The organism is Rhodococcus sp. MS13 (assembly GCF_013277835.1).
In the GTDB taxonomy this organism is placed as follows: domain Bacteria; phylum Actinomycetota; class Actinomycetes; order Mycobacteriales; family Mycobacteriaceae; genus Rhodococcus_F; species Rhodococcus_F erythropolis.
The window spans coordinates 1-21,722 of sequence record NZ_VBTL01000009.1 but is presented as its reverse complement, the minus strand read 5'-3'; the positions used below and the strand labels follow the sequence as shown (position 1 = coordinate 21,722).

At 62.7% G+C, this 21,722-nt stretch carries 20 protein-coding genes; 12 read left to right on the top strand and 8 right to left on the bottom strand.

What is annotated here, in order from left to right; all coding sequences use genetic code 11:
- Positions 1-29: 29 nt before the first annotated feature.
- Positions 30-446: a hypothetical protein gene (locus FEZ59_RS17515; RefSeq protein ID WP_003940106.1), complete on the bottom strand. Its 417-nt coding sequence runs from the start codon at positions 444-446 to the stop codon at positions 30-32.
- 147 nt (positions 447-593) lie between these two features.
- Here FEZ59_RS17515 and FEZ59_RS17510 point away from each other — a divergent pair, with 147 nt between their 5' ends.
- Positions 594-1,226 (top strand): alpha-ketoglutarate-dependent dioxygenase AlkB, encoded by a 633-nt coding sequence (locus FEZ59_RS17510; protein WP_134999118.1) that lies wholly within the window; start codon positions 594-596, stop codon positions 1,224-1,226.
- On the opposite strand, the gene FEZ59_RS17505 is transcribed toward FEZ59_RS17510, so the two are convergent.
- Together FEZ59_RS17505 and FEZ59_RS17500 are read right to left on the bottom strand one after the other, a co-directional pair.
- Positions 1,219-2,757, bottom strand: a complete 1,539-nt coding sequence (locus FEZ59_RS17505) for an AMP-binding protein (RefSeq protein WP_134999117.1) — start codon at positions 2,755-2,757, stop codon at positions 1,219-1,221. The genes FEZ59_RS17510 and FEZ59_RS17505 overlap by 8 nt on opposite strands.
- Positions 2,754-3,581, bottom strand: a complete 828-nt coding sequence (locus tag FEZ59_RS17500) for a crotonase/enoyl-CoA hydratase family protein (protein WP_019744984.1) — start codon at positions 3,579-3,581, stop codon at positions 2,754-2,756. The genes FEZ59_RS17505 and FEZ59_RS17500 overlap by 4 nt, the downstream gene beginning before the upstream one ends.
- A gap of 105 nt (positions 3,582-3,686) precedes the next feature.
- On the opposite strand from FEZ59_RS17500, the gene FEZ59_RS17495 reads away from it, so the two are divergent.
- Complete coding sequence (locus FEZ59_RS17495) at positions 3,687-4,460, top strand: hypothetical protein (protein ID WP_019744985.1); 774 nt, start codon at positions 3,687-3,689, stop codon at positions 4,458-4,460.
- A gap of 22 nt (positions 4,461-4,482) precedes the next feature.
- On the opposite strand, the gene FEZ59_RS17490 is transcribed toward FEZ59_RS17495, so the two are convergent.
- Entirely contained in the window at positions 4,483-5,175 is a 693-nt protein-coding gene (locus FEZ59_RS17490) for an SDR family NAD(P)-dependent oxidoreductase (protein WP_029256054.1), read from the bottom strand.
- 134 nt (positions 5,176-5,309) lie between these two features.
- Here FEZ59_RS17490 and FEZ59_RS17485 point away from each other — a divergent pair, with 134 nt between their 5' ends.
- From FEZ59_RS17485 to FEZ59_RS17450, 8 genes are all read left to right on the top strand, one after another.
- The gene (locus tag FEZ59_RS17485; protein WP_020970528.1) at positions 5,310-6,227 is read left to right on the top strand and encodes a LysR family transcriptional regulator; all 918 of its coding nucleotides are present in this window, start codon (positions 5,310-5,312) and stop codon (positions 6,225-6,227) included.
- A 139-nt stretch (positions 6,228-6,366) separates the two neighbouring features.
- Positions 6,367-7,743, top strand: coding sequence for an MFS transporter (locus tag FEZ59_RS17480; protein WP_020908842.1), 1,377 nt, complete (start codon positions 6,367-6,369; stop codon positions 7,741-7,743).
- Between the two features lie 63 nt (positions 7,744-7,806).
- Positions 7,807-8,688 carry a shikimate dehydrogenase gene (locus tag FEZ59_RS17475; protein WP_134999114.1) on the top strand — a complete coding sequence of 294 codons (882 nt, stop codon included), beginning with the start codon at positions 7,807-7,809 and terminating at the stop codon, positions 8,686-8,688.
- A 44-nt stretch (positions 8,689-8,732) separates the two neighbouring features.
- Complete coding sequence (locus tag FEZ59_RS17470; protein ID WP_172932961.1) at positions 8,733-10,685, top strand: FAD-dependent oxidoreductase; 1,953 nt, start codon at positions 8,733-8,735, stop codon at positions 10,683-10,685.
- Positions 10,682-11,506, top strand: a complete 825-nt coding sequence (locus FEZ59_RS17465; RefSeq protein WP_134999113.1) for an aldo/keto reductase — start codon at positions 10,682-10,684, stop codon at positions 11,504-11,506. Before FEZ59_RS17470 ends, FEZ59_RS17465 begins: the two co-directional genes overlap by 4 nt.
- Positions 11,506-12,600: a Gfo/Idh/MocA family oxidoreductase gene (locus FEZ59_RS17460; protein ID WP_134999112.1), complete on the top strand. Its 1,095-nt coding sequence runs from the start codon at positions 11,506-11,508 to the stop codon at positions 12,598-12,600. The genes FEZ59_RS17465 and FEZ59_RS17460 overlap by 1 nt, the downstream gene beginning before the upstream one ends.
- Positions 12,597-14,324, top strand: coding sequence for an FAD-dependent oxidoreductase (locus FEZ59_RS17455; RefSeq protein WP_172932960.1), 1,728 nt, complete (start codon positions 12,597-12,599; stop codon positions 14,322-14,324). The genes FEZ59_RS17460 and FEZ59_RS17455 overlap by 4 nt, the downstream gene beginning before the upstream one ends.
- Complete coding sequence (locus tag FEZ59_RS17450) at positions 14,321-15,124, top strand: TIM barrel protein (protein ID WP_134999111.1); 804 nt, start codon at positions 14,321-14,323, stop codon at positions 15,122-15,124. Before FEZ59_RS17455 ends, FEZ59_RS17450 begins: the two co-directional genes overlap by 4 nt.
- A 54-nt stretch (positions 15,125-15,178) precedes the next feature.
- Here FEZ59_RS17450 and FEZ59_RS17445 read toward each other — a convergent pair whose 3' ends face one another.
- Entirely contained in the window at positions 15,179-16,267 is a 1,089-nt protein-coding gene (locus FEZ59_RS17445) for a 3-deoxy-7-phosphoheptulonate synthase (RefSeq protein ID WP_003940571.1), read from the bottom strand.
- 373 nt (positions 16,268-16,640) lie between these two features.
- On the opposite strand from FEZ59_RS17445, the gene FEZ59_RS17440 reads away from it, so the two are divergent.
- Positions 16,641-17,690 carry an ABC transporter substrate-binding protein gene (locus FEZ59_RS17440; RefSeq protein WP_037136774.1) on the top strand — a complete coding sequence of 350 codons (1,050 nt, stop codon included), beginning with the start codon at positions 16,641-16,643 and terminating at the stop codon, positions 17,688-17,690.
- 58 nt (positions 17,691-17,748) lie between these two features.
- On the opposite strand, the gene FEZ59_RS17435 is transcribed toward FEZ59_RS17440, so the two are convergent.
- The 3 genes from FEZ59_RS17435 to FEZ59_RS17425 are packed head-to-tail and all read right to left on the bottom strand — an operon-like array spanning position 17,749 to position 20,833.
- A complete protein-coding gene (locus tag FEZ59_RS17435; protein ID WP_021332171.1) occupies positions 17,749-18,849 on the bottom strand; it encodes a DNA alkylation repair protein in 1,101 nt (366 codons plus the stop codon).
- Entirely contained in the window at positions 18,849-19,166 is a 318-nt protein-coding gene (locus tag FEZ59_RS17430; protein WP_020908852.1) for a nuclear transport factor 2 family protein, read from the bottom strand. The genes FEZ59_RS17435 and FEZ59_RS17430 overlap by 1 nt, the downstream gene beginning before the upstream one ends.
- Complete coding sequence (locus tag FEZ59_RS17425; RefSeq protein ID WP_172932959.1) at positions 19,163-20,833, bottom strand: helix-turn-helix domain-containing protein; 1,671 nt, start codon at positions 20,831-20,833, stop codon at positions 19,163-19,165. Before FEZ59_RS17425 ends, FEZ59_RS17430 begins: the two co-directional genes overlap by 4 nt.
- Before the next feature lie 195 nt (positions 20,834-21,028).
- Between FEZ59_RS17425 and FEZ59_RS17420 the strand changes: the two genes are divergently transcribed.
- Positions 21,029-21,722, top strand: a 694-nt coding sequence (locus tag FEZ59_RS17420; RefSeq protein ID WP_172932958.1) for an aldehyde dehydrogenase family protein, incomplete at its 3' end; no start/stop codon positions are given.

The following is a 21,722-nucleotide window of genomic DNA, read 5'->3' as shown; positions in this document are numbered from 1 at the left end:
CAGGTGAACCACTCACTTCGGTCAGAGGATCACACCTCGTCAGGTCGCCAGGTCGCGACGGCCCAGATCACGGCGACGTCGAGGGCGATGATCACGATCGACCACAGCGGGTAGTACGGCATCCACAGGAAATTCGCCACGATCGAGAGCGCCGCGATCACGAAGGCCATGCCGCGGGCCCACGTCATGCCGACGAACAATCCCAGCGACACCGCGATGCCGATGATTCCGAGCACGATGTGGATCCAACCCCATGTCGTGACATCGAATTCGAAGGTGTAGTTGACTCCGACGATCAGCAGGTCGTTGTCTGCGAGAGCCGCGATGCCCTGGAGCAACGCGACGATTCCCGCGACGAAGAGCAGGCAGGCTGCCGCCACCGTGGTCCCGATGGCAAAGCCCTGTCGGACAGGATGGTTCGCATGAGATTGGTGCGGAGCAGTCATGACGTCCCCTTCTTCGGCGAAATAGCGTGAGAACAGTATTCAAAGGTTCACGCCGACGGACATCACCCAGCAAGGATGAACAGCCGTCCAGCACTCCAATCAAAATTCATGGGAACATATGTTCGATTTCGGTGTACGGTGGAGCCTATGACCGCCACGATGCAACCGTCTCTGTTCGACAACGGTGACCTCGGCGTTTCTTTGGCCGATCTCGACGGCACGGTGCAGCGACGTGTTCTCACCGCCGGCGCATGGGTCGACCATCGCCCGGCCTGGCTGACCGGATCGGAGGCCGTGTTCGACAATCTGGAGGCTACGGTGCCGTGGCGTTCCGAACGGCGTCAGATGTACGACCGCGTTGTCGACGTCCCTCGTCTGGTGTGTTTCTACGCAGAGAATCAACCACTGCCGGACGCGCTTCTCACCGAAGCCAAAGACGCGCTGAGCAGTCACTACTTCGACGAACTCGGTGAACCATTCGCCACGTCGGGTCTGTGTTTCTATCGCGACGGTTCCGACAGCGTTGCCTGGCACGGGGACGACACGGGACGAAGTCGCACCGAGGACACGATGGTGGCCATCCTGTCTCTCGGTGCGGCTCGCCCGCTCCTATTGCGCCCTCGTGGGGGCGGCGAATCCATCCGCTTCAATCTCGGACACGGAGATCTACTCGTCATGGGCGGATCCTGCCAACGCACGTGGGAACACTGTGTCCCGAAGAGTGCGCGCGCCCTCGGGCCGAGAATCAGCGTTCAATTCCGCACTCGCGGAGTTAGATAGCGTCGCGGAGTTCGTCTCGCAGCGCCTTCCGATTGAGCTTGCCGACGGCCGTCTTCGGTATGGATTCTGCGAAAACAACCCGACGCGGTTTCTTGTACGACGCCAGTCGTTCGCCGACGTGCGCGACCAATGATGCTTGCAGTGCGTCGTTTTCGACGGTCCCGTCCTCGAGTACCACCACAGCCGTGACCGCCTCCACCCACTTGGCGTCGGCGGTACCCACCACGGCGACCTCACGGACAGACGGATGCGTCAGGAATGCATCCTCGACTTCACGGGGGTAGACGTTGTATCCGCCGCTGATGATCATGTCCGAAGCTCGGTCCTTCAAGAACAAGAATCCTTCGGCGTCGAACTGACCGATGTCACGGGTGTGAACCCAGCCGTCTTCGGTGAAGGTGTCCGCATTCAGTTCCGGTGCATTGAAGTATCCGGCGATCGCCGATGGCGAGCGGATCACGATTTCACCCGGTTCTCCCTGGGGCACTTCGTTTCCCTCGCCGTCGAGCAGCCTGATCTCGACGTCGATGGCGGGCTGACCACAGGACAGCAGGCGATCTTCCGTGTGATCTTCGGGCCGTAAGACTGCAATACACAGCGGTGCCTCGGTCTGCCCGTAGTACTGGAGAAAACGGTGTTGCCCCCACGCCTGCATTGCACGTTCGATAGTGGCCAGCGGCATCGGCGACGCACCGTAGATCACGGATTTCAGACTCGAGATGTCTGCGCTCGCAAAATCAGGGCGTTCGAGGAGCATCTGAATCATCGTCGGCACCAGATTGATTGCCGTAGCCCGATGCTCGGTTATCGAGTCCAAGAAGGTCGACGGGTCGAATCCGGGAAGGATGACGGTCTTGCCGCCACGCAGCCAGAACGGAAGCACGAAGACACCGCTGGCATGAATCAGTGATGCCGCGTGCAGCATCGTGTCGTCCTGAGTCGCCGGAAGCAGATTGAGCAGAACATTGCGGCAGATGCCGGCGTAGCTGCGCTGAGTGTGCTGCGCGGCCTTCAATGTTCCCGTGGTCCCGGAGGTGAACAGCGTCAGGATCACATCGTCGGGAGCTAACTCGACGTCCGGTGTGTCCGAAGGCATGCTCTGTGCTTGGTCGAGCAGCGAACGCTGCCGCGCCGAACCTGTTTCCAGCCCGATGAACGTACGTTCGGGGAACCTGGCGGACAGTTCAGCGGCGCGGTCGGCGAGGTCACTACCGAAGACGACGTGCGAGGTGTCGGTGTCCTCGAGCATTCTCGCGTGCTCGTCGAGCGAGAGACGCGAGTTGAGCGGAACCCTGTTGATGCCGGCTTTGACACAGGCAAAATCGACGGGGACGCTGGCAAGAGAGTTGTTGACCAGCAATGCAACCCGTGCACCACGCCCGATACCGAGGGCGATGAATGTGTGCGCCAATCGGCTGCTGAGTTCGTCCACTTCCGTGAACGTCATCGATCGATCGCCGAAAACGACGGCTGTTCGCGATCCGTGCTGTCGCGCACCACGGGCGATCAGGTCTCTGGTTATGGGCATCATGGTTCAGTTTCCTCGTTCGAATTCGGGTTGTTCTCGAACCGGCCGTGCCGGCCGGCGCCCGCGGCGAACGCAGCAGCGCCGCGCACACCTTCAGCGATGACAATGGGATTTCCCGCGACGCCCTCGGCCCGCAGTGCTTCGGCAAGTGGTAGATCAAAAGATCGGTAGGCCGACGCGCGATCCGCGAGCATGCAGAGTTGAGGGAAAGCGGACAACTGGTGCGCAAGCTCCTTGGCTGCCTGGAGTGACTGCCCCACTGGAACAACACGATTGGCCAGTCCGAAGGCCAGCGCCTCCGGAGCGTCGACCGGGCGACCGGTCAAGATCATGTCGAGCGCTCGCCCCTGCCCGACGATTCGCGGCAGTCGCACGGTCCCACCATCGATGAGAGGAACTCCCCAGCGCCGGCAGAAGACTCCGAAGACGGAATCCTCCTCGCAGATCCTCAGGTCCGCGAGCAATGAAAGCTCGAGCCCTCCTGCAACCGCGTATCCGCTGACGGCGGCGATCAATGGCTTGGACAACACCAACCGACTCGGCCCCATCGGGCCGGTGCCGCCGCCTTCCGGATGCAACTCGTGCACGCGGGCGGGGTCGGAGACTGCGGTCAAATCCGCACCGGCACAAAATGTGCCGCCCGCGCCCCACAGAATCGCCACCTTCTGACTCTCGTCCGATTCGAACTCCAGGAAGGCATCACGCAACTGCGCCGCCATCGGCCCGTCCACCGCATTCTTGCGATCAGGGCGATTCATCACGATGACGGTGACGCCACCGTCACGCTCCACATAGACATCGCCACCTGGTCGATCGGAGTCGGTCACGATATTTCCTCACTGCTCGCGGATAAGGTTTCCCGGTACCCACCATGCCACTTGTAACAGAATTTGTCAGGAGTTGTTCAAAAGTTGTTACAAACTGATCGAGGAATGTCCGCAACCCGAGTTGTGCTGGACCTCGCAACGGCGAGTCCGGACACCGAGTTCAGCACTGCAGTGCTGACCCGGGCCGGCGAGATCGTCGGTGTCAGCGCATCGAGCGTTCGCGTGGCAACGGGCCGCCTGTGCCGCGAGAACAAACTGCGTCGCACCGCTCGTGGAACGTACGTCCTCAACCCGGACGGCATCCCCACCTACAGCGAGGTCGAGGGGTGGCGAACTCGTACCGATCGCATACGCCCCTGGGACGGCACGTGGATAGCCGTCGAGCACTCAGCGCTCAAACGAAGCGACCGCACAGCCGCCCGAAGACACGATCAGGCGCTGCGCCTGGCGGGCTACGAGGAGTGGAAGCCCACACTCGCCGTCCGCCCGAACAATCTGCTCGGCGGCACGGACAGCGCCCGCCGCACTCTCCGCCGACTCGGCGCCGCCCCCGAATCGGCTGTCATGGAAATCGCTCACCTTGCCCCCGAGGATGATTCGACAATCCGCACACTCTGGAACTCGGAAGCACTGTTGGTCGACATCGCCGAGGCCCGTGAAGCACTCACACAGGCGCAAACACGCCTGGCGACAATCAGTCGCGAGGAGGCTGCCCGTGAATCACTTGCCTTGGGCAGCGCGGTGATCGCGGTCATCGTGCGCAATCCGCTCCTTCCGGAAGAACTCGAACCGACGCAGCCACTACGTGAACTGATCTCGCACATGCTCGAGTACCAGGACGCATCTCGCGAACTGTGGCAGTCACTGCTCCAGTTCTGATCGACTTCTTCCAGAAGGTAATTCAGTACGTTGCGCGGCCACCGCTGGCGTCGTACACAGCACCCGTCGAGTAACTCACCGCCGACGACGACAGCCAGGAGATCAATTCGGCGATCTCGTCGGCCCGCCCCATCCGCGCCATCGGCGTCAAAGACTGCGAGCGGGCGAGGATGGCCGGATCGGTGCCGGCATTCATAGGACTTTCCACGGCCGCGGGAGCAATCGCGTTGACCAGCACACCGGCGGTGGCGACCTCTTTGCCGAGCGACTTCGTCAGCGCGACGACTGCCGCTTTGGACGCGGAATATGCACTCTGATTCGGGTTTCCGTCCTTGGCAGCAATACTCGCGAGATTGACGACCCGCCCCCACCCGGACGCAACCATCCCCGGCACGAACGCCCGGCACATCAGGAATGTCCCTTCGACGTTGATGCGGAACGTACGCCGCCAAGCCGCGAGGTCGACGTCGACGAGTGGCGCTGATGGTCCTACGATTCCCGCACTGTTGATCAAGATGTCGACTCTGCCGAGTCTGGTTCGAAGCGCATCGACTGCTGTCGGATCACTCACGTCGAGTTGTTCGTCCGCACCCTCGGCAAGATCTGCCGTTACCACCCGAACTCCCCTCTCCGTCAACAGCTTTGCACTGGCGGCGCCGATTCCGCTCGCACCGCCGGTAACGAGCGCGGTGACACCCTCTGGGTAACCCTGCATCGCATTCACTCCTGAGTTTCTGTGCGCTACGCACTCAATTTATGTTGCAAACAGGCATAATTGCCATCACACTGTGTAGAAATTCTGAATATATGGCGTTTGTTGTCAACGTCAAATACCTGGAGGCCTTGGCGATGGAAACCCGCTGGTTGCACGCGTTTGTCGCGGTTGCGGAAGAACTTCACTTCGGGCGGGCCGCATCACGGCTCCAGATGGCCCAGTCGCCGCTCAGCCAGATGATCCGAAAGCTCGAAAAGGACATCGGCGTCAAGTTGTTCGAACGAAGCACTCGCAGCGTCGCACTCACGTCCGGCGGACATGCCTTTCTCCCCCACGCCTATCGCGTCATCGAGAACATGGAGACGGCACGACACGCTACGCGTGCGTCGTCGGGAGGCGTCTACGGACGAGTCACGATCGGGTTCACCGGAGTGCTCAACTATCAAGCACTTCCGCCGCTCACCCGCGCGTTGCGTCAGCGCTATCCGGAAGTCGAACTGACACTCCTCGGCCGGATCATGACGCGCGACGCGGTCATTCAACTCGAGAGCGGCGCCCTCGACCTCGCCTTCGTCGGACTACCGGTGGAATCCGCATCACTGTCTACCCGGCTGATCCGACGGGAGGCGTTCGGCGCCGTACTTCCGATCGACCATCCCCTTGCCGAGAGGGACGCGATCGATCTCCGCGAATTGGCCGACGACGGATTCGTGACCACCCCGCTCTCAGCCGGCTCCGCCCTCCAGGAAACCGCGATGCGCGCCTGCATGAACGCAGACTTCAGGCCTCGCGTCGTCCAGGAGATCACCGATCCGTACATGATCCTCATGCTCGTTGCCGCCGGCGTCGGTGTAGCGCTGATGACGTCCGGCATGGCTGCTATCACCCCACCTGGCAGTGTGTTCGTCCCACTCACCGGCGAGCCGACGTTCATGAATCACGGAATTGCCTGGTCACCCCGGCATATGACCGATGCACTCGCCGTCGCGCTGGAGACGTCCGAGGAGATTCTGCCGACGCCGGAGATTGAGACCAAAAACGTCATTATCTGAGACTCATTTAGTGTTGGACGCGCCATAGTCCTTCGTGGCACTGTCGTCTCAGCCGCCGAAAGGTGAGGGACGTCACCGATGCGTGGTGCATCACCAAACGTGCCGCCACGGCCGGCCCATCGGGACGAAAGGACTTCACATGGCACCACCGATCAACTCCACCGGTTCCACGCACTCCACTGCGGAGCACCCGAATTCGAATGCGCGCCGCGCTGCCGTTTCGGGCTTCCTCGGCAGCACCCTCGAGTACTACGACTTCTTCATCTACGGCTCCGCAGCCGCGCTCGTGTTCCCCAAGATCTTCTTTCCTGGCGGCGGCTCGACGGCAACGCTGCTCTCGATCAGCACCCTGGGCGTGGCCTACGTCGCCCGCCCACTCGGCGCAGTGCTGTGGGGACACCTCGGCGATCGGTACGGACGCAAGAACGCGCTTCTCGCCTGCCTGCTCCTCATGGGTGTTGCGACGGTCATCGTCGGTTGCCTGCCGACCTACGACCAGATCGGCATCGCCGCGCCGATCATTCTCGTCTTGCTTCGCCTTCTTCAAGGGCTCTCTGCCGGCGGTGAATCACCCGGCTCTTCGGCACTGACGCTCGAACACGCGCCGGATCACCGTCGTTCGTTCTTCACCTCGTTCACCATGAGCGGGATCATGTTCGGCATCGTCGTCTCCAGCCTGGTATTCATCCCAGTGGCGAGCCTGCCCGACGAAGACCTCTACTCGTGGGGTTGGCGAGTTCCCTTCTGGCTCAGCATCATCGTGACCGTCGTCGCGCTGTGGCTACGTCGCGCCCTGGATGAGCCCGAGGTATTCGAAGAACTCAAGGAACAGGACGAGACGGCCGGAATTCCCGTCGTCGAGATGTTCCGCTCGCACTGGCGCACCGTGATCCGTATCAGCATGAGCTCGACCTTCGCGATGATCAACACCATCGTCAACGTCTTCGCCCTGGCGTACGCCGTCGAATCCGGCTTCGAACGCTCCACGATGCTGTGGGCCATCGCGACCGCCAATTTTGTTGCCGTACTGACTCAGCCGCTGTTCGGCATTCTCTCGGATCGCTACGGACGTAAGCCCATCTTCGTCGTCGGCGCCATCGGAGCCGGCCTGATGATCTTCGTGTTCTTCCATTCGATCGGAACCCAAAGCGTCCCCATGGTCTTCGCTTCGGGAATCGTCATGATCGGAATCTTCTACGCGATGCCCAACGGCACGTACCCGGCATACTTCCCGGAACAGTTCCCCGCGAAGGTCCGATACACCGGAATGGCCGTCAGCCTCATGCTCGGACTCCTTGTCGCTGGCTTCACACCGGCTATCGCCCAGGCGATTTCGGCCGGAGACAAGAGCAACTGGACACCGGTTGCATGGATGTGCCTGGGCTTCGCCGTCATCTCCGCCATCGCGGCAATGACCGGACCGGAAACGTACCGCACGCCCACAGCAGAACTGGGCCAACCGAAGCCGAGCCTGCCGATCAAGCAGGACTCAGAGCTCACCAGCAACAACGCTTGACCGGACCGGCCCCTCGCGCTGAATTGCCGCGAGGGGCCGTCCCCACTTATGCAGGAGAATGTCATGACTACCGAATACACACGTCACCGTATCGGCCTTGTCGGGTCGGGTATCGCCACCTCACTCTCGCCCGCGTTGCACGCACACGAAGCAGCAGCACTCGGACTCGACGATTACAGCTACGAACTGATCGATCTCGAGAACCTGAACATCTCGGTCGAGAAAACCGGTGAGGTGGTGCGTGGCGCCGTCGCGGGCGATTTCACCGGACTGAACATCACCCACCCGTGCAAGCAGGTTGTCATGGACGCGCTCGACGAGCTGTCCGACAACGCGCGATTGCTCGGTGCCGTCAACACGGTTGTGGTCGACAACGGCCGTTTGATCGGCCACAACACAGACCACAGCGGATTCCTCACAGCACTGCAGCGCGGTTTGCCCGACGCCGCCTTGGACCGAGTGGTGCTTGCCGGGGCAGGAGGGGCGGGTTCCGCTGTGGCACACGCACTCGCCGCCGCCGGTACCACGGATCTTCGCATCGCAGATATTGATCCCGATCGCGCTGCCGATGTGTGTTCTCGCGTCACCTCGGCCTTCCCTGGCACGCGCACAACGGCTTTGGCGATTGATGAGATCGCCGTCAACCTGACGACGTGCGACGGCGTCGTCAACGCATCTCCGATCGGCATGGTGGGTCACCCCGGAACTCCCTTCGACCCTGCGGCGTTGCATTACGGATTGTGGGTCGCTGACATCGTTTATCGACCGATGAGCACCGAATTGCTCGACGCTGCAGCTGCTCTCGGATGCGCGGTTCTCGACGGTGGGCAGATGCTGGTGGCTCAAGCCTCTGACACCTTCACACTCCTGACCGGTGTCGAAGCCGATACGGATCGCATGCGCAGCCATCTGAGCGAGCTGCTCTCCGAGACGGCATCCGCATGAGCACAACCGAACACCTACTTTCTCGCGAAGTACCAGGAGCACTGATGAATGTGACTGCGCCTTTCGCCGAACCTCTCGACATGGGCAGCGTCCGCCTCCGGAACCGGTTCGTGTCCGCCCCGATGGAACGCAACTACTGCGAAGTCGACGGCACCATGACGGACGAGTACATCGCGTACCTCGCCCGCCGCGCCGAAGGTGGTGCTGCACTGATCTTCACCGAAGCGAGCTACGTGCGTGCCGACGGCAAGGGACGCATCCGGCAGATGGGCGTCGACGTCGACGAACGGATTCCCGGCATCAAGAAGATGGCCGACGCGATCCACGCTCACGGCGCCCTCGTCGGAGTCGAACTCAACCACGGTGGACGTACGGCGCAAGGTTCTGTCAGCGGGTTTGTTCCCGTTGCCCCGACACCGATTCCGTGTTTGGTTGTCGGCGGCGAGATGCCAGAACAACTCGACGGCGACGACATCGAGCACATCATCGAATGCTTCGGTGAGGCTGCCGCACGGTGCCAGCAGGCCGGCGTCGACGTCATCTCCCTGCACGGTGGCCACGGGTACTTGATCCACCAGTTCCTCTCCCCTGCTTACAATCACCGCGACGACGAGTGGGCCGACCCCACCTTGTTCGTCAACAAGGTCATCGCCTCCGTCCACGATCATGCTCCGGGAATCACTCTGGGACTTCGATTCTCAGCCTTCGAAGGCATTGACGGCGGACTCGACGCCGAGACGACCCGCTCTCGCATCGACGCCATCGACACCGACCGACTCGATTTTCTCGACGTCTCGGCCGGCAACTACGAAGCGGGACAGTGGATCATCCAGCCCGGTGAATGGTCCCGCGGACTCCTCGCGCCGTACTCCGAGCAGTACCAGCGCGACTTCGACATCCCGGTGGGTGTGGCCGGACGCATCACGTCGCCGGAGATCGCCACGCAGATCATCGAATCCGGTCAGGCGAACTTCGTCAGCATGGCCCGTACGTTGCACGCCGACCCGGACTTTCCGAATCGCGCTGTCGACGGTGGCCGCTACCGCCCCTGCATCGCCTGCAACTACTGCATCGACAGCCTGGCCGCCGGCCCCATTCCCTGTTCCGTCAACCCGTGGGTCGGACGTGAACTGGATCAGCCCACGAAGCCGGCTGATGCCACCGTACGCGTCGCCGTCATCGGTGCCGGTCCGTCCGGAATGGCCGCTGCCCGCGACCTCGCACTTGCCGGTCATCGCGTCGACCTGTACGACGAACGACCCAGCCTCGGTGGCGACTTCGCTCTGGCATCGAAGCTGCACGAATATCCCGAATACGGGCGTATCGTGGACTGGTACCTCGCGGAACTGGCCGAACTCGGGGTGCAGTGCCACACTTCGACCAGAGCTGACGCAGCATTGCTCGCAAACAGTGACTTCGACGCGATCGTCCTTGCTGCCGGTGGGCACGGTCCCGTGACTGACCTCCCCGGCGCGCAGACCCGAACCGTCCGTGACGTGCGCGAGTTCCTGGTTTCCGGAGATCCGGCCCCCGAAGCAATCACCATTTTCGGCGCCGACCGCGAGGCTGCTGCCGTCGCAGACGATCTGCTCCAGAAGGGCACCCAGGTCGTCATGATCGGGCCGCAGGAAACCATCGCGCACGACGTCGGCCGGCGCGGCAAGATCGTACTGCTGCCGCGCCTGGCCGCAAGTGAGAACCTCACGACCTACCTGAGCTCGATCGTCACCAAAGTCGACGCCGATCGGGTCACGATCTCGACAGGCGGTGTACTGAGCGAAGTCGACGCCCCCGGCGAGCTGCTGATTTCACAGGGCGTCGAGCCGCGCTCGGAGCTTCTGGCCGAACTACGTTCACTGGCACCACGACTCGGGGTCCATGCCGTCGGCGACGCGAGCGGTGACGGCGGATCCATCCATGCCGCACTCGTGACCGCAGCCGACGTTGCCGTCGCCATCACCGCCGCCGCTGCGGCCCGTCAGGAGGTTCACGCATGAGCGCACACACAGCCGCACCGGTGGCAACTGCGTTGCCACCCATCGGACTCGGAACCTGGCCACTGGTCGGTGCCGACGCCACGAAGTCGGTTCTCTCCGGCATCGAGGCCGGGTACCGCCTCATCGACACCGCCGCGATCTACGGCAACGAGGACGCCGTCGGCGTAGCGTTGGCGGAGTCGGGCCTACCGCGAGAAGAACTGTTCGTCACCACCAAACTTCGTGGAAACGACCAGGTTTCCGGTGACATCCGCGGAGCGCTCGAGCAGAGCCTGGAACGACTGGGACTGGATCAACTCGATCTGTTCCTGATCCACTGGCCGCTCCCGCGAATCGATCGTTACGTTGCGTCGTTCGAGGCGATGCTTGCCTGCCGCGACGCCGGACTGGTTCGGTACGTGGGTGTGTCGAACTTCCTGGAGCACCACGTGCGCCGCGTCGTCGCCGAAACCGGCGAGGCACCGGCAGTCAACCAGATTCAGATGGACCCGTCGCTCGCGCGAATTCCGGTGCGCCGCGCCAACGACGAACTCGGAATCTTCACGCAGTCGTGGAGCCCGCTCGGCCGGGGTGATGTGCTCGACAACGCCGTGATCGGGGAGATCGCCGGTCGAATCGGTTGCACACCAGCTCAAGTGGTCCTCGCTTGGCACGTCGCGCAGGGTGTGGTTCCGGTCGCGCGATCAGCGAACCCGACGCGTCAGGCCGAGAACCTGGCAGCACTCGACGTGACCCTCTCCGGCGAGGACATCGAAGCACTGAACAGTCTCGACCGCGGCGAGTCTGCGGCGCGGGACGTCGAAGCAGAGGAACATTTCTGATGACGTTGAAAGTCGGAATCGTCGGCTGCGGCAAGATCGCCGGCAACCATGCCCGAGCCCTGCAACAAGTCCCCGGCGTCGAGGTAATCGGCTGCTGCGATCCCGATCTCGGACGCGCCCAGGAGTTCGCGGCAGCGCACGGCATTCCCGCAGCCGTGAGTTCAGTGGAGCAACTTCTCGCCCTCGGACTCGACGCCTGCACCGTTTGCACGCCGCACCCGGTACATGAAGAAGTAGTTGTGGCCGCTGCCGAAGCGGGTGTACATGTGTTGTGCGAGAAGCCCATCGCGGTCGATGTTGCTGCCGCCGACCGCATGATCGAAGCCGCCGACCTCGCCGGTATCACCTTCGGCGTCCTCTTCCAACGCCGCTTCTGGCCGGCCGCGCGTCGGATCCGGGACGCCATCGACGACGGCCGGATCGGACTGCCCACGCTCGGCGAGGCGTCGGTGATCCTGCACCGCCCATCGAGTTACTACTCGGCCGACGCGTGGCGCGGACGCTGGGACACCGACGGCGGTGGCGTGCTCATGACGCAGGCGGTGCACCAGATCGACATGCTGGCCTGGTTCATGGGCGAGGCCGTCTCGGTCAGCGGCTTCATCCGCACCCACACCCACGGTGAGCACATCGAGACCGAGGACAGTGCGTCAGCTGTAATTTCCTTTGCTTCGGGCGGCACCGCCACCGTCACCGCGACTACCGGTGCCAATCACAATCTGGGCAACCGCGTGACAGTGATCGGGCGCACCGGCGCCATCGCCAGCGTCCTCGAATTTCCTGAAGGGCACGAGGGTGTCAACGAAATCTGGACCGCGCCCGGCGAAGTGGAGTTCCAGTCGCCGTACTCTGCCGACATCGACGCCAATCTCGATGTGGGAGCGGTCAATGCGGCACTGACCGACTTCCACACCCTGCAGGTTCAGGACTTCGCCGACGCGGTCCTGACCGGGCGCGAACCCGCCGTCACCGGCCGGGACGCCCGCGCATCACTTGCCATCATCGCCGCAATCTACGAATCGTCACGAACCGGGAAGGTTGTCGATCTGACATCGACACCGACCCTCGCAACAACTGCCAAGGAGCAGAAATGAGTAGCAGTACCCCCCTCACCTACGACGTAGTTGTCGTGGGCTCCGGCGCAGGCGGGCTTTCCACAGCAATTGCCGCAGCACATGGCGGCGCGTCGGTACTCGTTGTCGAGAAGGCCGACACCTGCGGCGGCGCAACGGCCTGGTCGGGCGGGTGGATGTGGACCCCGCGCAACATGTTTGCCATCGCCGACGGGGTTGTGGAGGATCGTTCGGCGCCGCGGACATATCTGGAGAACCGACTCGGCGACAACTTCGACGCTGCCAAGGTGGATGCACTCCTCGACGGCGCACCGGAGATGGTCGAGTTCTTCGAACGCAACACTGCACTGAAGTTCGTTCCCGGAGCCAAGATCGCCGACATTCACGGCGACACACCGGGAGCCGGCACGGGTCATCGTTCCGTCGGACCGAAACCGGTGAGCTTGCGAAAGCTCGGACCCGACGTCGCGACGCTGCTCCGTCGACAGTTGTACGAGACGTCATTCCTCGGAATGGGCATCATGGCCGGCCCCGACCTGCAGGCATTCCTGCACTCGACTCGATCGCCGAAAGCATTTGTGCACTGTGGCGTTCGCGTGACAAAGCACATGTTCGATCTCGCCACCAAGCGCCGTGGCCAGCAACTCGTCAACGGCACTGCGCTTGTCGGCATGATGCTTCGCTCAGCGCTCGATCTCAGCGTCGAGATTCGGGTGAAAACGTCGGCAACATCGCTGCAGACTGACGATGACGGTCGCGTTGTCGGTGTCCGCCTCGAAGGTCCGGATGGTGCGTACTCGGTAACTGCCACGCGCGGCGTCGTACTGGCCACCGGCGGCTTCGCCCAGGACATCGACCGCCGACGTGAACTGTTCCCCCGTACCCCCACCGGAAACGAGCACTGGTCACTCACTCCGAAGACAACCACCGGCGACGGCATCACCCTCGGCGAATCCGTGGGTGGTCGCCTCGACCGCACTCTTGCCTCCCCCGTCGCGTACTGCCCCGTCTCCATCGTTCGTTATCGCAACGGCAAGGAAGGGGTGTTCCCGCACATCCTCGACCGCGGAAAGCCCGGTGTCATCGGAGTTCTCGCGAACGGCAAGCGTTTTGTCAACGAGGCACTCGGCTACCACGACTACACACTCGCGATGGTCGAGCAGGTTCCTGAGGGCGAAGAAGTGTGCTCGTGGTTGATCGCCGATCAGCAGTATGTGCGCTACCTCCCGCTGGGCATGGCCAAGCCCCTGCCGATCCCGATCCAGCCGTACCTGCGCTCGGGATACCTCACACGTGGTCGCACCGTTCGCGAACTGGCAGAGAAGATCGGCGCTGATCCGACGCAGTTGGAGAAGACAATCGAGGCATTCAATGTCGGGGCCGTGGCCGGTGAAGACCCCGAGTTCGGTCGCGGTACAACACCGTTCAACCGGGGTTCCGGCGATACCGCCAACCCCTGGCCGAACCCGTCGCTCGCTCCTTTACAGAAGGGTCCGTACTACGCGGTGAAGGTGGTGCCGGGCAGTTTCGGTACCTTCGCCGGGCTTGTCACCGACTCGTCGTCGCAGGTTCTCGATGACAACGACCGCCCCATCGAGGGATTGCTCGCCGTCGGCGTCGATCAGGCCAGCGTGATGGGCGGGCACTACCCATCGGGCGGCATCAACCTCGGCCCGGCTATGACGTTCGGGTATCTAGCAGGTCGGGAACTGGCCGGAGCCAAAACAGTTGGAGCGCACGCATGACACTCACACTCGGGCTGGCAGCCCTCACGGTGCTCGATACCGCACCGATGCAGCACGTCGACTTGGCCGAAAAGCACGGCTTCGACACCATCGGTATCCGTCTGATGCCCGCGGCACCGGGCACTACGGCGTACCCCCTGCACGAGGACAAGCAGGGGTTGAACGAATTGGTGCGTCGACTAGGCGATTCACCCGTTGAGGTATTCGACCTCGAAATCATCCGTCTTGCAGCCGACTTCGACCCCGCCGACTATGTTCCGCTTCTCGAAGCGGGTGCACAGCTCGGAGCCAAAGCCGTTCTGGTGGGCGGCGACGACCGCGACCGCGCTCGGCTCACTGACTCCTATGCCCGCCTCGCTGAACTGTGCGCGAACTACGGCATCGTCGCCTCGCTCGAATTCATGCCGTGGACTGCGGTGCCCGATGCGCGTGCTGCCATCGAGATCGTCTCGGCGGCAGACGGTCCGGCTCGTAGTGTCCTGGTCGACGCACTCCACACCGACCGCTCGGCGACCACACTGGAGGATCTTGCGTCCATCCCGCGCGAGTGGCTTCACTACGCCCAGATGTGTGACGGTTCGATCCCTTTTCCCACGGAGGACGCAGAGCTGATCCGTCACGCCCGAGAGGAGCGTCTGGTGCCAGGCACCGGCGGCATCGCCCTGGCCGACATCTGGTCGACCCTGCCTTCCGGACTGCCGGTCAGCATCGAATTGCCCAACGAGCCGCTGCGTCAGGCCGTCGGCACGGACGCCTGGCTGAAGCGCCTGGTCGAGGCCACGCGAGCAGTGTTGGCCTAGCGGCCCTGTGCGCGTTTAGCGAGTCCAGGCACTCCCTAAACGCGCACGGGGGCGTCAGCCCCTCCGAGCCGCAACGGCCTGCGCCAGACGGTCCAACTGCGCTGCGGTGGTGGACCAGTCGATGCACGCGTCGGTGATCGACTGACCGTAGGTGAGCTCGTCCGCCTTACCCAAGGTCAGGTCCTGACGGCCGGCCTCGATGAAACTCTCCAACATGACGCCGGCGATTCCCTGCTCACCCTCGGTCAGACGTCGGGCAATGTCGTCCAGCACGATGACCTGACGCTCGTGGTCCTTGCTGCTGTTACCGTGACTCGCGTCGATGACCACGCGCTCGGGCAGGTTCGACTTACGCAGGCGAGCAAGGGTATCCGCGACGGTCTCGGCATCGTAGTTCGGTCCGTCGCTGCCGCCACGAAGAATGACATGGCAGTCCGGGTTGCCCGCGGTCCGAATCAAGGCAGCCTGGCCGTCGAGATCCGTTCCGGGGAACACATGGCTCGCCGCCGCAGCGCGGGTACCGTCGACGGCTACCTGCACATCACCTTCGGTGGAATTCTTGATGCCGACGGGCATGGACAGCGCGCTGCACAGCTGACGGTGAACCTGACTGGCGGCGGTCCGGGCGCCGATTGCACCGTAGCTGACCAGGTCGGCGATGTACTGCGGCATGATCGGATCAAGGAACTCGCAGCCGACAGGCAGGCCCAGACTCGACACGTCGAGGAGCAACTTGCGGCCGATACCGAGCCCGGTGTTGATGTCGAACGTGCCGTCGAGGTGGGGGTCGTTGAGCAGGCCCTTCCACCCGAGAGTGGTACGCGGCTTTTCGAAGTAGACGCGCATGACGATGTGCAGATCGTCCCGCAGTTCTTCGGCCTTGGCGGCCAACCGGCGGGCGTAGTCCATCGCCGCTTCCGGATCGTGCACGGAGCACGGACCGACAACGACGATCAAACGATCGTCGTCACCGTTGAGGATGTTGATCGTGTCGGCCCGACCGGTGCGCACGGTTGCGGCCGCGACCTCGTCCGGAGCGTGCTGAGCACGAACAGTCGCCGGTGACACGAGCGGACTGATACTCACAGTGCGCTGATCGTCGAGGCTGTCCGAAGCTGCGGTGGTGTCGATGGTGACAGTCATGGGGTTTTCGGTTTCCTGTTCTCAGGCCGACCCCAGAGATGAAGAGAAACTCCAGCGAGCCGGTCTGTAGTCCGGCTCTTGGGTGGAGGTTGTCAGCGCGTGGTTACGCCGGCAGGCCCACCCGGGGCCGGCCTGCTAAACCAGAAATAGACGCGCTGCATGACGGCCACGATACCTCGAGTTCGGATCAGATGGGCGCGCCCCTCCACAACAAGCCGAATCCGAGGGGCGAGTCCCGTGGCACGAGTCCGTGAAGAATGGCCAAATCCGCTGAGCGGTTGGCGCTTTCGAGTAAGGCTCCGGCTGCGAAGTTCGAATACGTTGGTTAGGCACCTGCCAACGCCCGGAACATCAGATGGAGCTGCGCCTTCTCATGCCTGTGATCGAATCGACCAAAACCTTCCACCCGACGGTGTCCCCTTCTGCGACCGAAACCCCCTTGCAGTCGACAAAAGATGTGGACGACGAATTCAGCCGTCTGATCGATTCCTTGACACGACGCGGGTTCCTGAGCGGTGCGGCGGCGCTCGGTGCACTGGGCGCACTGTCTGCATGTTCGAGCGAATCCAGCGGCACCGAAGCCTCGGACGAGTGGGTCGACATCGTCGTCGCAGACCAGACCTACCGCCTCCCGCGGGACCCCAAGCGTGTCGTGGTGCTCGAAGCCCGAGGCGCCCTCGATTTTGCACTACTGGCCGAGTACCCGATCGTCGCGACCAATTGGGATCCGAAGTCTCAGCTCATGCAACAGGTACCCGCCGGCGCAGCTCGCCTCGGTGGGACGAACAACGAACCGAATGCCGAATCGATACTGAGCTACGACCCCGATCTGTTGGTTGTCGGGAAAGGCTGGTGGGATTACTACCAGGACAGGGGCCTGCTCGGCACTGACATCGCCCCGGTGCTCGTCGTTGACGAGGGCACGACGGGCTCGTCCTGGAAACAGGCCATGACCGCGCAGCTCACGGCGCTCGATCGCCGCGAAGACGCCGAACGCGTCATCGCCCGATACAACGCAGAACTTGCTCGAGCGCGGGCCAAGATCGGTGGTCTCCTCGAAGGCAAGTCGATTGCGATCGCCGGTGCAGACAGCGGTCAGATCTGGCTGCAGAACAACACGTTCGCCGTGTCGGTTGCACAGGACCTCGGCCTGAACGTCTTGACTGACGCCGCCCATGCCGCACCCGATCGGAAGGATTCGACTTTCTACAGCCTCGAGGAGCTCGCGATCTTCGACCAGGCCGACTTCGTACTGCTACAGAACCCCGACGCCGTCGAAGCCGAGTCGCCCACGTGGAGACGAGTCCGCGCTGTCCAGGACGGACATGTCGGACAACTGCGATACGACCTCAACAACGGCCTCGCGCTGACTGCGATGGCCCTGGCCGCTGATATCGCCGAACAGGTACAGGTCATGCGCTGACATCCGTGCGGGCATTGGATCGGTACTGGAGTGACCCCACCACACCTGGTGGGGTCACTCACGCCTCCAAGCGGAATTCGCCTCGCACCTGGCGTACACCGTTGATCTGCACTTCGACGGCATGGTCGCCGGCGTAGTACTTCCGGGTACTGATCGGTTTGAAGGAATGCCTCTTCGCGATGCGGGCCGGCACCCCAGGCTCGAGCGTTCGTGTTGTCAGTTTGAAGACCTTCGGCGTCGTGGTCCCGTTGGCCTTCACGTGGTGGACGATGTAATCGATCACGACGGTGACGGACTCGCTGCCGTTGTTCGTGACGGCGAAGTCGAAGGTGAGTTCTCCACCCGCATCGACTATTTCGCGGTCGATGACGAACCCTTCGACCACGACATCGGTGGGCGGCGAGAACCCCAGAAGAGACAGAGCATCTGGGTCGCCGGCCTTGATCAACGTCCGCAATGCATGTTTGACGATTTTCAGTGTGTTGGAATCCGGTGTCTGTAACCAACGCTTCGCAGTCGACACGGCGAGCGCTGCGTCAGCACGACTGAGATCGTTGAGATGGTTTGCGACCGAGCGTCGTACATATTCCGAATCATCCCGATACAGCTCGTCGAGAATGGCGATTGTCGACTCGGGACGCGCCGTCAATTCTTTCACTCGTCTTCCCCAGGGCAAACGAGTACGAGTGCCTTCGGTCGCCAAGCGCCGGACGTGTTCGTCTTCATGGCCGGTCCAGGTGAGTGCGATCGCCAGCGAACGGTCAAGGTTCGTTTCGAGAAATGTGCGAATTGCGAATTCGGCCGTCAGACGCGACGTCAGCTCGGCAAGGAGAGCCATTCCCTCGTCGAAGTCCGACTCGGAGCCACTTCGTGTCGCCGTGACGGCGACGGCTTCGGTCACCGGCCAGATCATCCAACCAGTGAAGGTCTCCTCTGAAAGCGCACGGCGGATGATCTCGGCGAAGGCCGGAAGATCCTGAGGCAGTTCGGCAGTCATCGCGTCCCGCACGACGCGGGTACGTTCGCCGAGACTCATACCGTCGAATTCGGATGTACTACCCCGAACGAGGGCGAGGCGTGTGTGACCGGAGGCTCGCTCAAGGCAGCCTGCCAGATCGGCGACGACGGATTTCCCGAGCAGTTCGTCAGCGGTGGGCATCAGGGGCACACCGTGAGAGCGGAAATCCGATCACCGTCGAGAGAAAAATGGTGATGCAACTGGACGGGGCTTCCGGGAAAATCACCCTCGACCTTCACCGACACGACAACGGCCGAGCCTGGGGTGTTGACCGACTCGATCTTCTGGGTGAAGGTGAACGCCGTCGACACGGCGGACTTCCACGCCACGATTTCTTCGATCCCGACATACGTCCGGCCGTCGTCACGCACCACGGCGTCTTCGGTGAACACGTCACGGACGTCTCCGCCGTCGAAATATGCGCGCGCTGCGCCTGGCACCTTCGCTGAGTCGATCATTCGCGAAGAGTACTGCTGGGGTCCGACAGGTTCGGCGAACTCACTGCGCGAGCGGACGCCGCCAACTGAATCTCCATCAACAGCCTCGTCGAGGGCTCGGACAGGTCGGTATCTGTTATCTCCTCGACCCTTTTTATCCGATACCTGAGTGTGTTCGGGTGAATGCGAAGCTGCTCGGACGCGCGTCGGACATCGCCCGAATGCGCGAGGTAAACGGACACGCTTTCACGCATGTTCGACCCGTTACGCCTGTCGTAGACGTCGAGCGCGTCGATTCTCGGATCGTGCAGTTGCTCGTCGGCCGCAATCGCGTCCATGATTTCGCCCAGCAGCACCGGAGTGCGCGAGTCCGCGAGGGTGGTCACACGAACATCCCCCGACGTTCCGTCCAAGACCCGATCCACTTCGGCGCGAGCCCTAGCCACCTCAGTGAGCGTCGAAACCGGCGACGAGACTGCGGCCCGTAAACCCGAGGGCGACACCTTGTCCAAACGCGCGACAACTTCACGGGTCCACGAGACTGTGGATTTCACGGATTGGGTTCGCGGAAACAGCACATAGATCCGGGCGCCGAATGCACTCACCAGCGATTCACGGTGAAAGGCACTGGCGTGCAGGCGCAACGACGACACGAGCTCACCCGAAGCCGACAACACGCTGCCCCCGACACTCGCCACGCCGATCACCATCGCGGGTCCGGACATCGGGATGGACAACGAGGCCGCCAGAGAAGGAACATCGACGCCGCCGCCGCGAACCCCGAGCAAGCGCTGAACCTGTATCGCCTCGTTACTCGGCGCGTCTCGGATGCGCGAAATCAGCCGAGCTGCAATGGCCGCGGCACCGCGGAGCACTCTGTCGGCATCGCCGGCGATGGGAAGCGGGCCTTCCTGAACCCAGATCGTGCCGAGCAGATCAGAACTGAAACCGCTCTCCCCCTTGACGTTCTCGGAAATTCTGCGAATCGGAACCACCAACCGTCGCCTGATCGCGAGGTCTTCGTGCGCAGGCACCTCCACTACGTCGTCACTTCGCCGCAAGCTTTCGAAGACGCCCCACTCCTGCAGCTTCCGGAGGTATTCCCGAGGTCCTTCACGGCCGAGGATCGATTGCCGGCGGAGCTCGTCCGCAGCATCCCCTGATGCCGAATAAGCCATCACGTGGGAACGCTCGTCCTCGATGCTGACCATCCCCTGGGTGAGTGACGCGACGTTCTGCGCCAGCTCGAACAAGTCTGTGTCACTGCCGAATACAACGTCCTCGGAATCCTGACGGGATACCGAATGATCGAGCACGCCCCGGATCGTGGTGAACAATCGATCCCAACGAGCGTCCGGATGGACTGCTATCAAGGCGATCCCGGCGCGCTGTGCCGCCGCGCGCACCGACGTGTCCGAGGCCTCCTTCGACATTACGGCCCGAGGCGCTGATCCCTTCTGATCGACGCGGTTCAGCCAGGCTGCCAATTCTGCTGCGCCGATACCGACAGCGAGCCAGAGCTCAGAGGATTCGACGTCCGCGGTTCCGGGGCGTGTGAGGTCCCCGACCTCCGCGAACACCACGGAGTCGACGAAGACGTCATCACCTGACGGCGCGAAGACGAGCTCGACAAAGGCTCCGCCCAGCGCCCGAAGGACCGCGTCGAGCCTGACCTCACGGATAGCCACGTACCACCCACTTTCCGGACCGTTCCAACGCCTCAATTTCGAGAATAGTGCATTTTCCTGCGGAGATGGTTCAGCCGATCGAACAAACAGCGTCCGAGAAGTTTGGCCGATCAGCGGATTACTCGCCGACTCCTTTCGGCTTGACTGATGACGACACGACAACTGCCCCACCCATCAGTCTGCCGAAGGATCGTCATGGACGCCGTCACCAATGTCCCCCACCCAGCCAACGAACCGGTCAACAATTACGGGCCGGGAAGCCCGGAACGATCACGCCTACGCACCAAACTGACCGAACTGGCCGAGACACCCACCGACATCCGACAGGTCATCGGGGGCGTCCACCGAACTGCGGAAGGCAAGCGGGAGAACGTAGTTCAACCACACCGTCACAGCTCGGTCATCGGATCGTTTGCGGGCGCAACGCACTCGGATGTTCGTGATGCCATCGACGCCGCTACACTCGCCGCCCCGGCCTGGCGCGACCTCTCGTTCGACGACCGCGCGGCGGTCTTCCTCCGCGCCGCCGATCTACTCTCCGGCCCGTGGCGCGAAACCATCGCCGCCGCAACAATGCTCGGTCAGTCGAAGACCGCATATCAGGCCGAGATCGATGCCCCGTGCGAACTGATCGACTTCTGGCGTTTCAACGTCGCGTTCGCTCGTCAGATACTCGCCGACCAACCCGTTTCCGCTCCGGGAGTCTGGAATCGCGTCGAATATCGACCACTCGAAGGTTTTGTCTACGCGATCACCCCCTTCAATTTCACCGCCATCGCCGGAAATCTCCCCACCGCGCCGGCCCTGATGGGCAACACCGTGATCTGGAAGCCGTCACCGACGCAGGCCGTCGCGGCGTACCTGACAATGCAACTACTCGAAGCCGCCG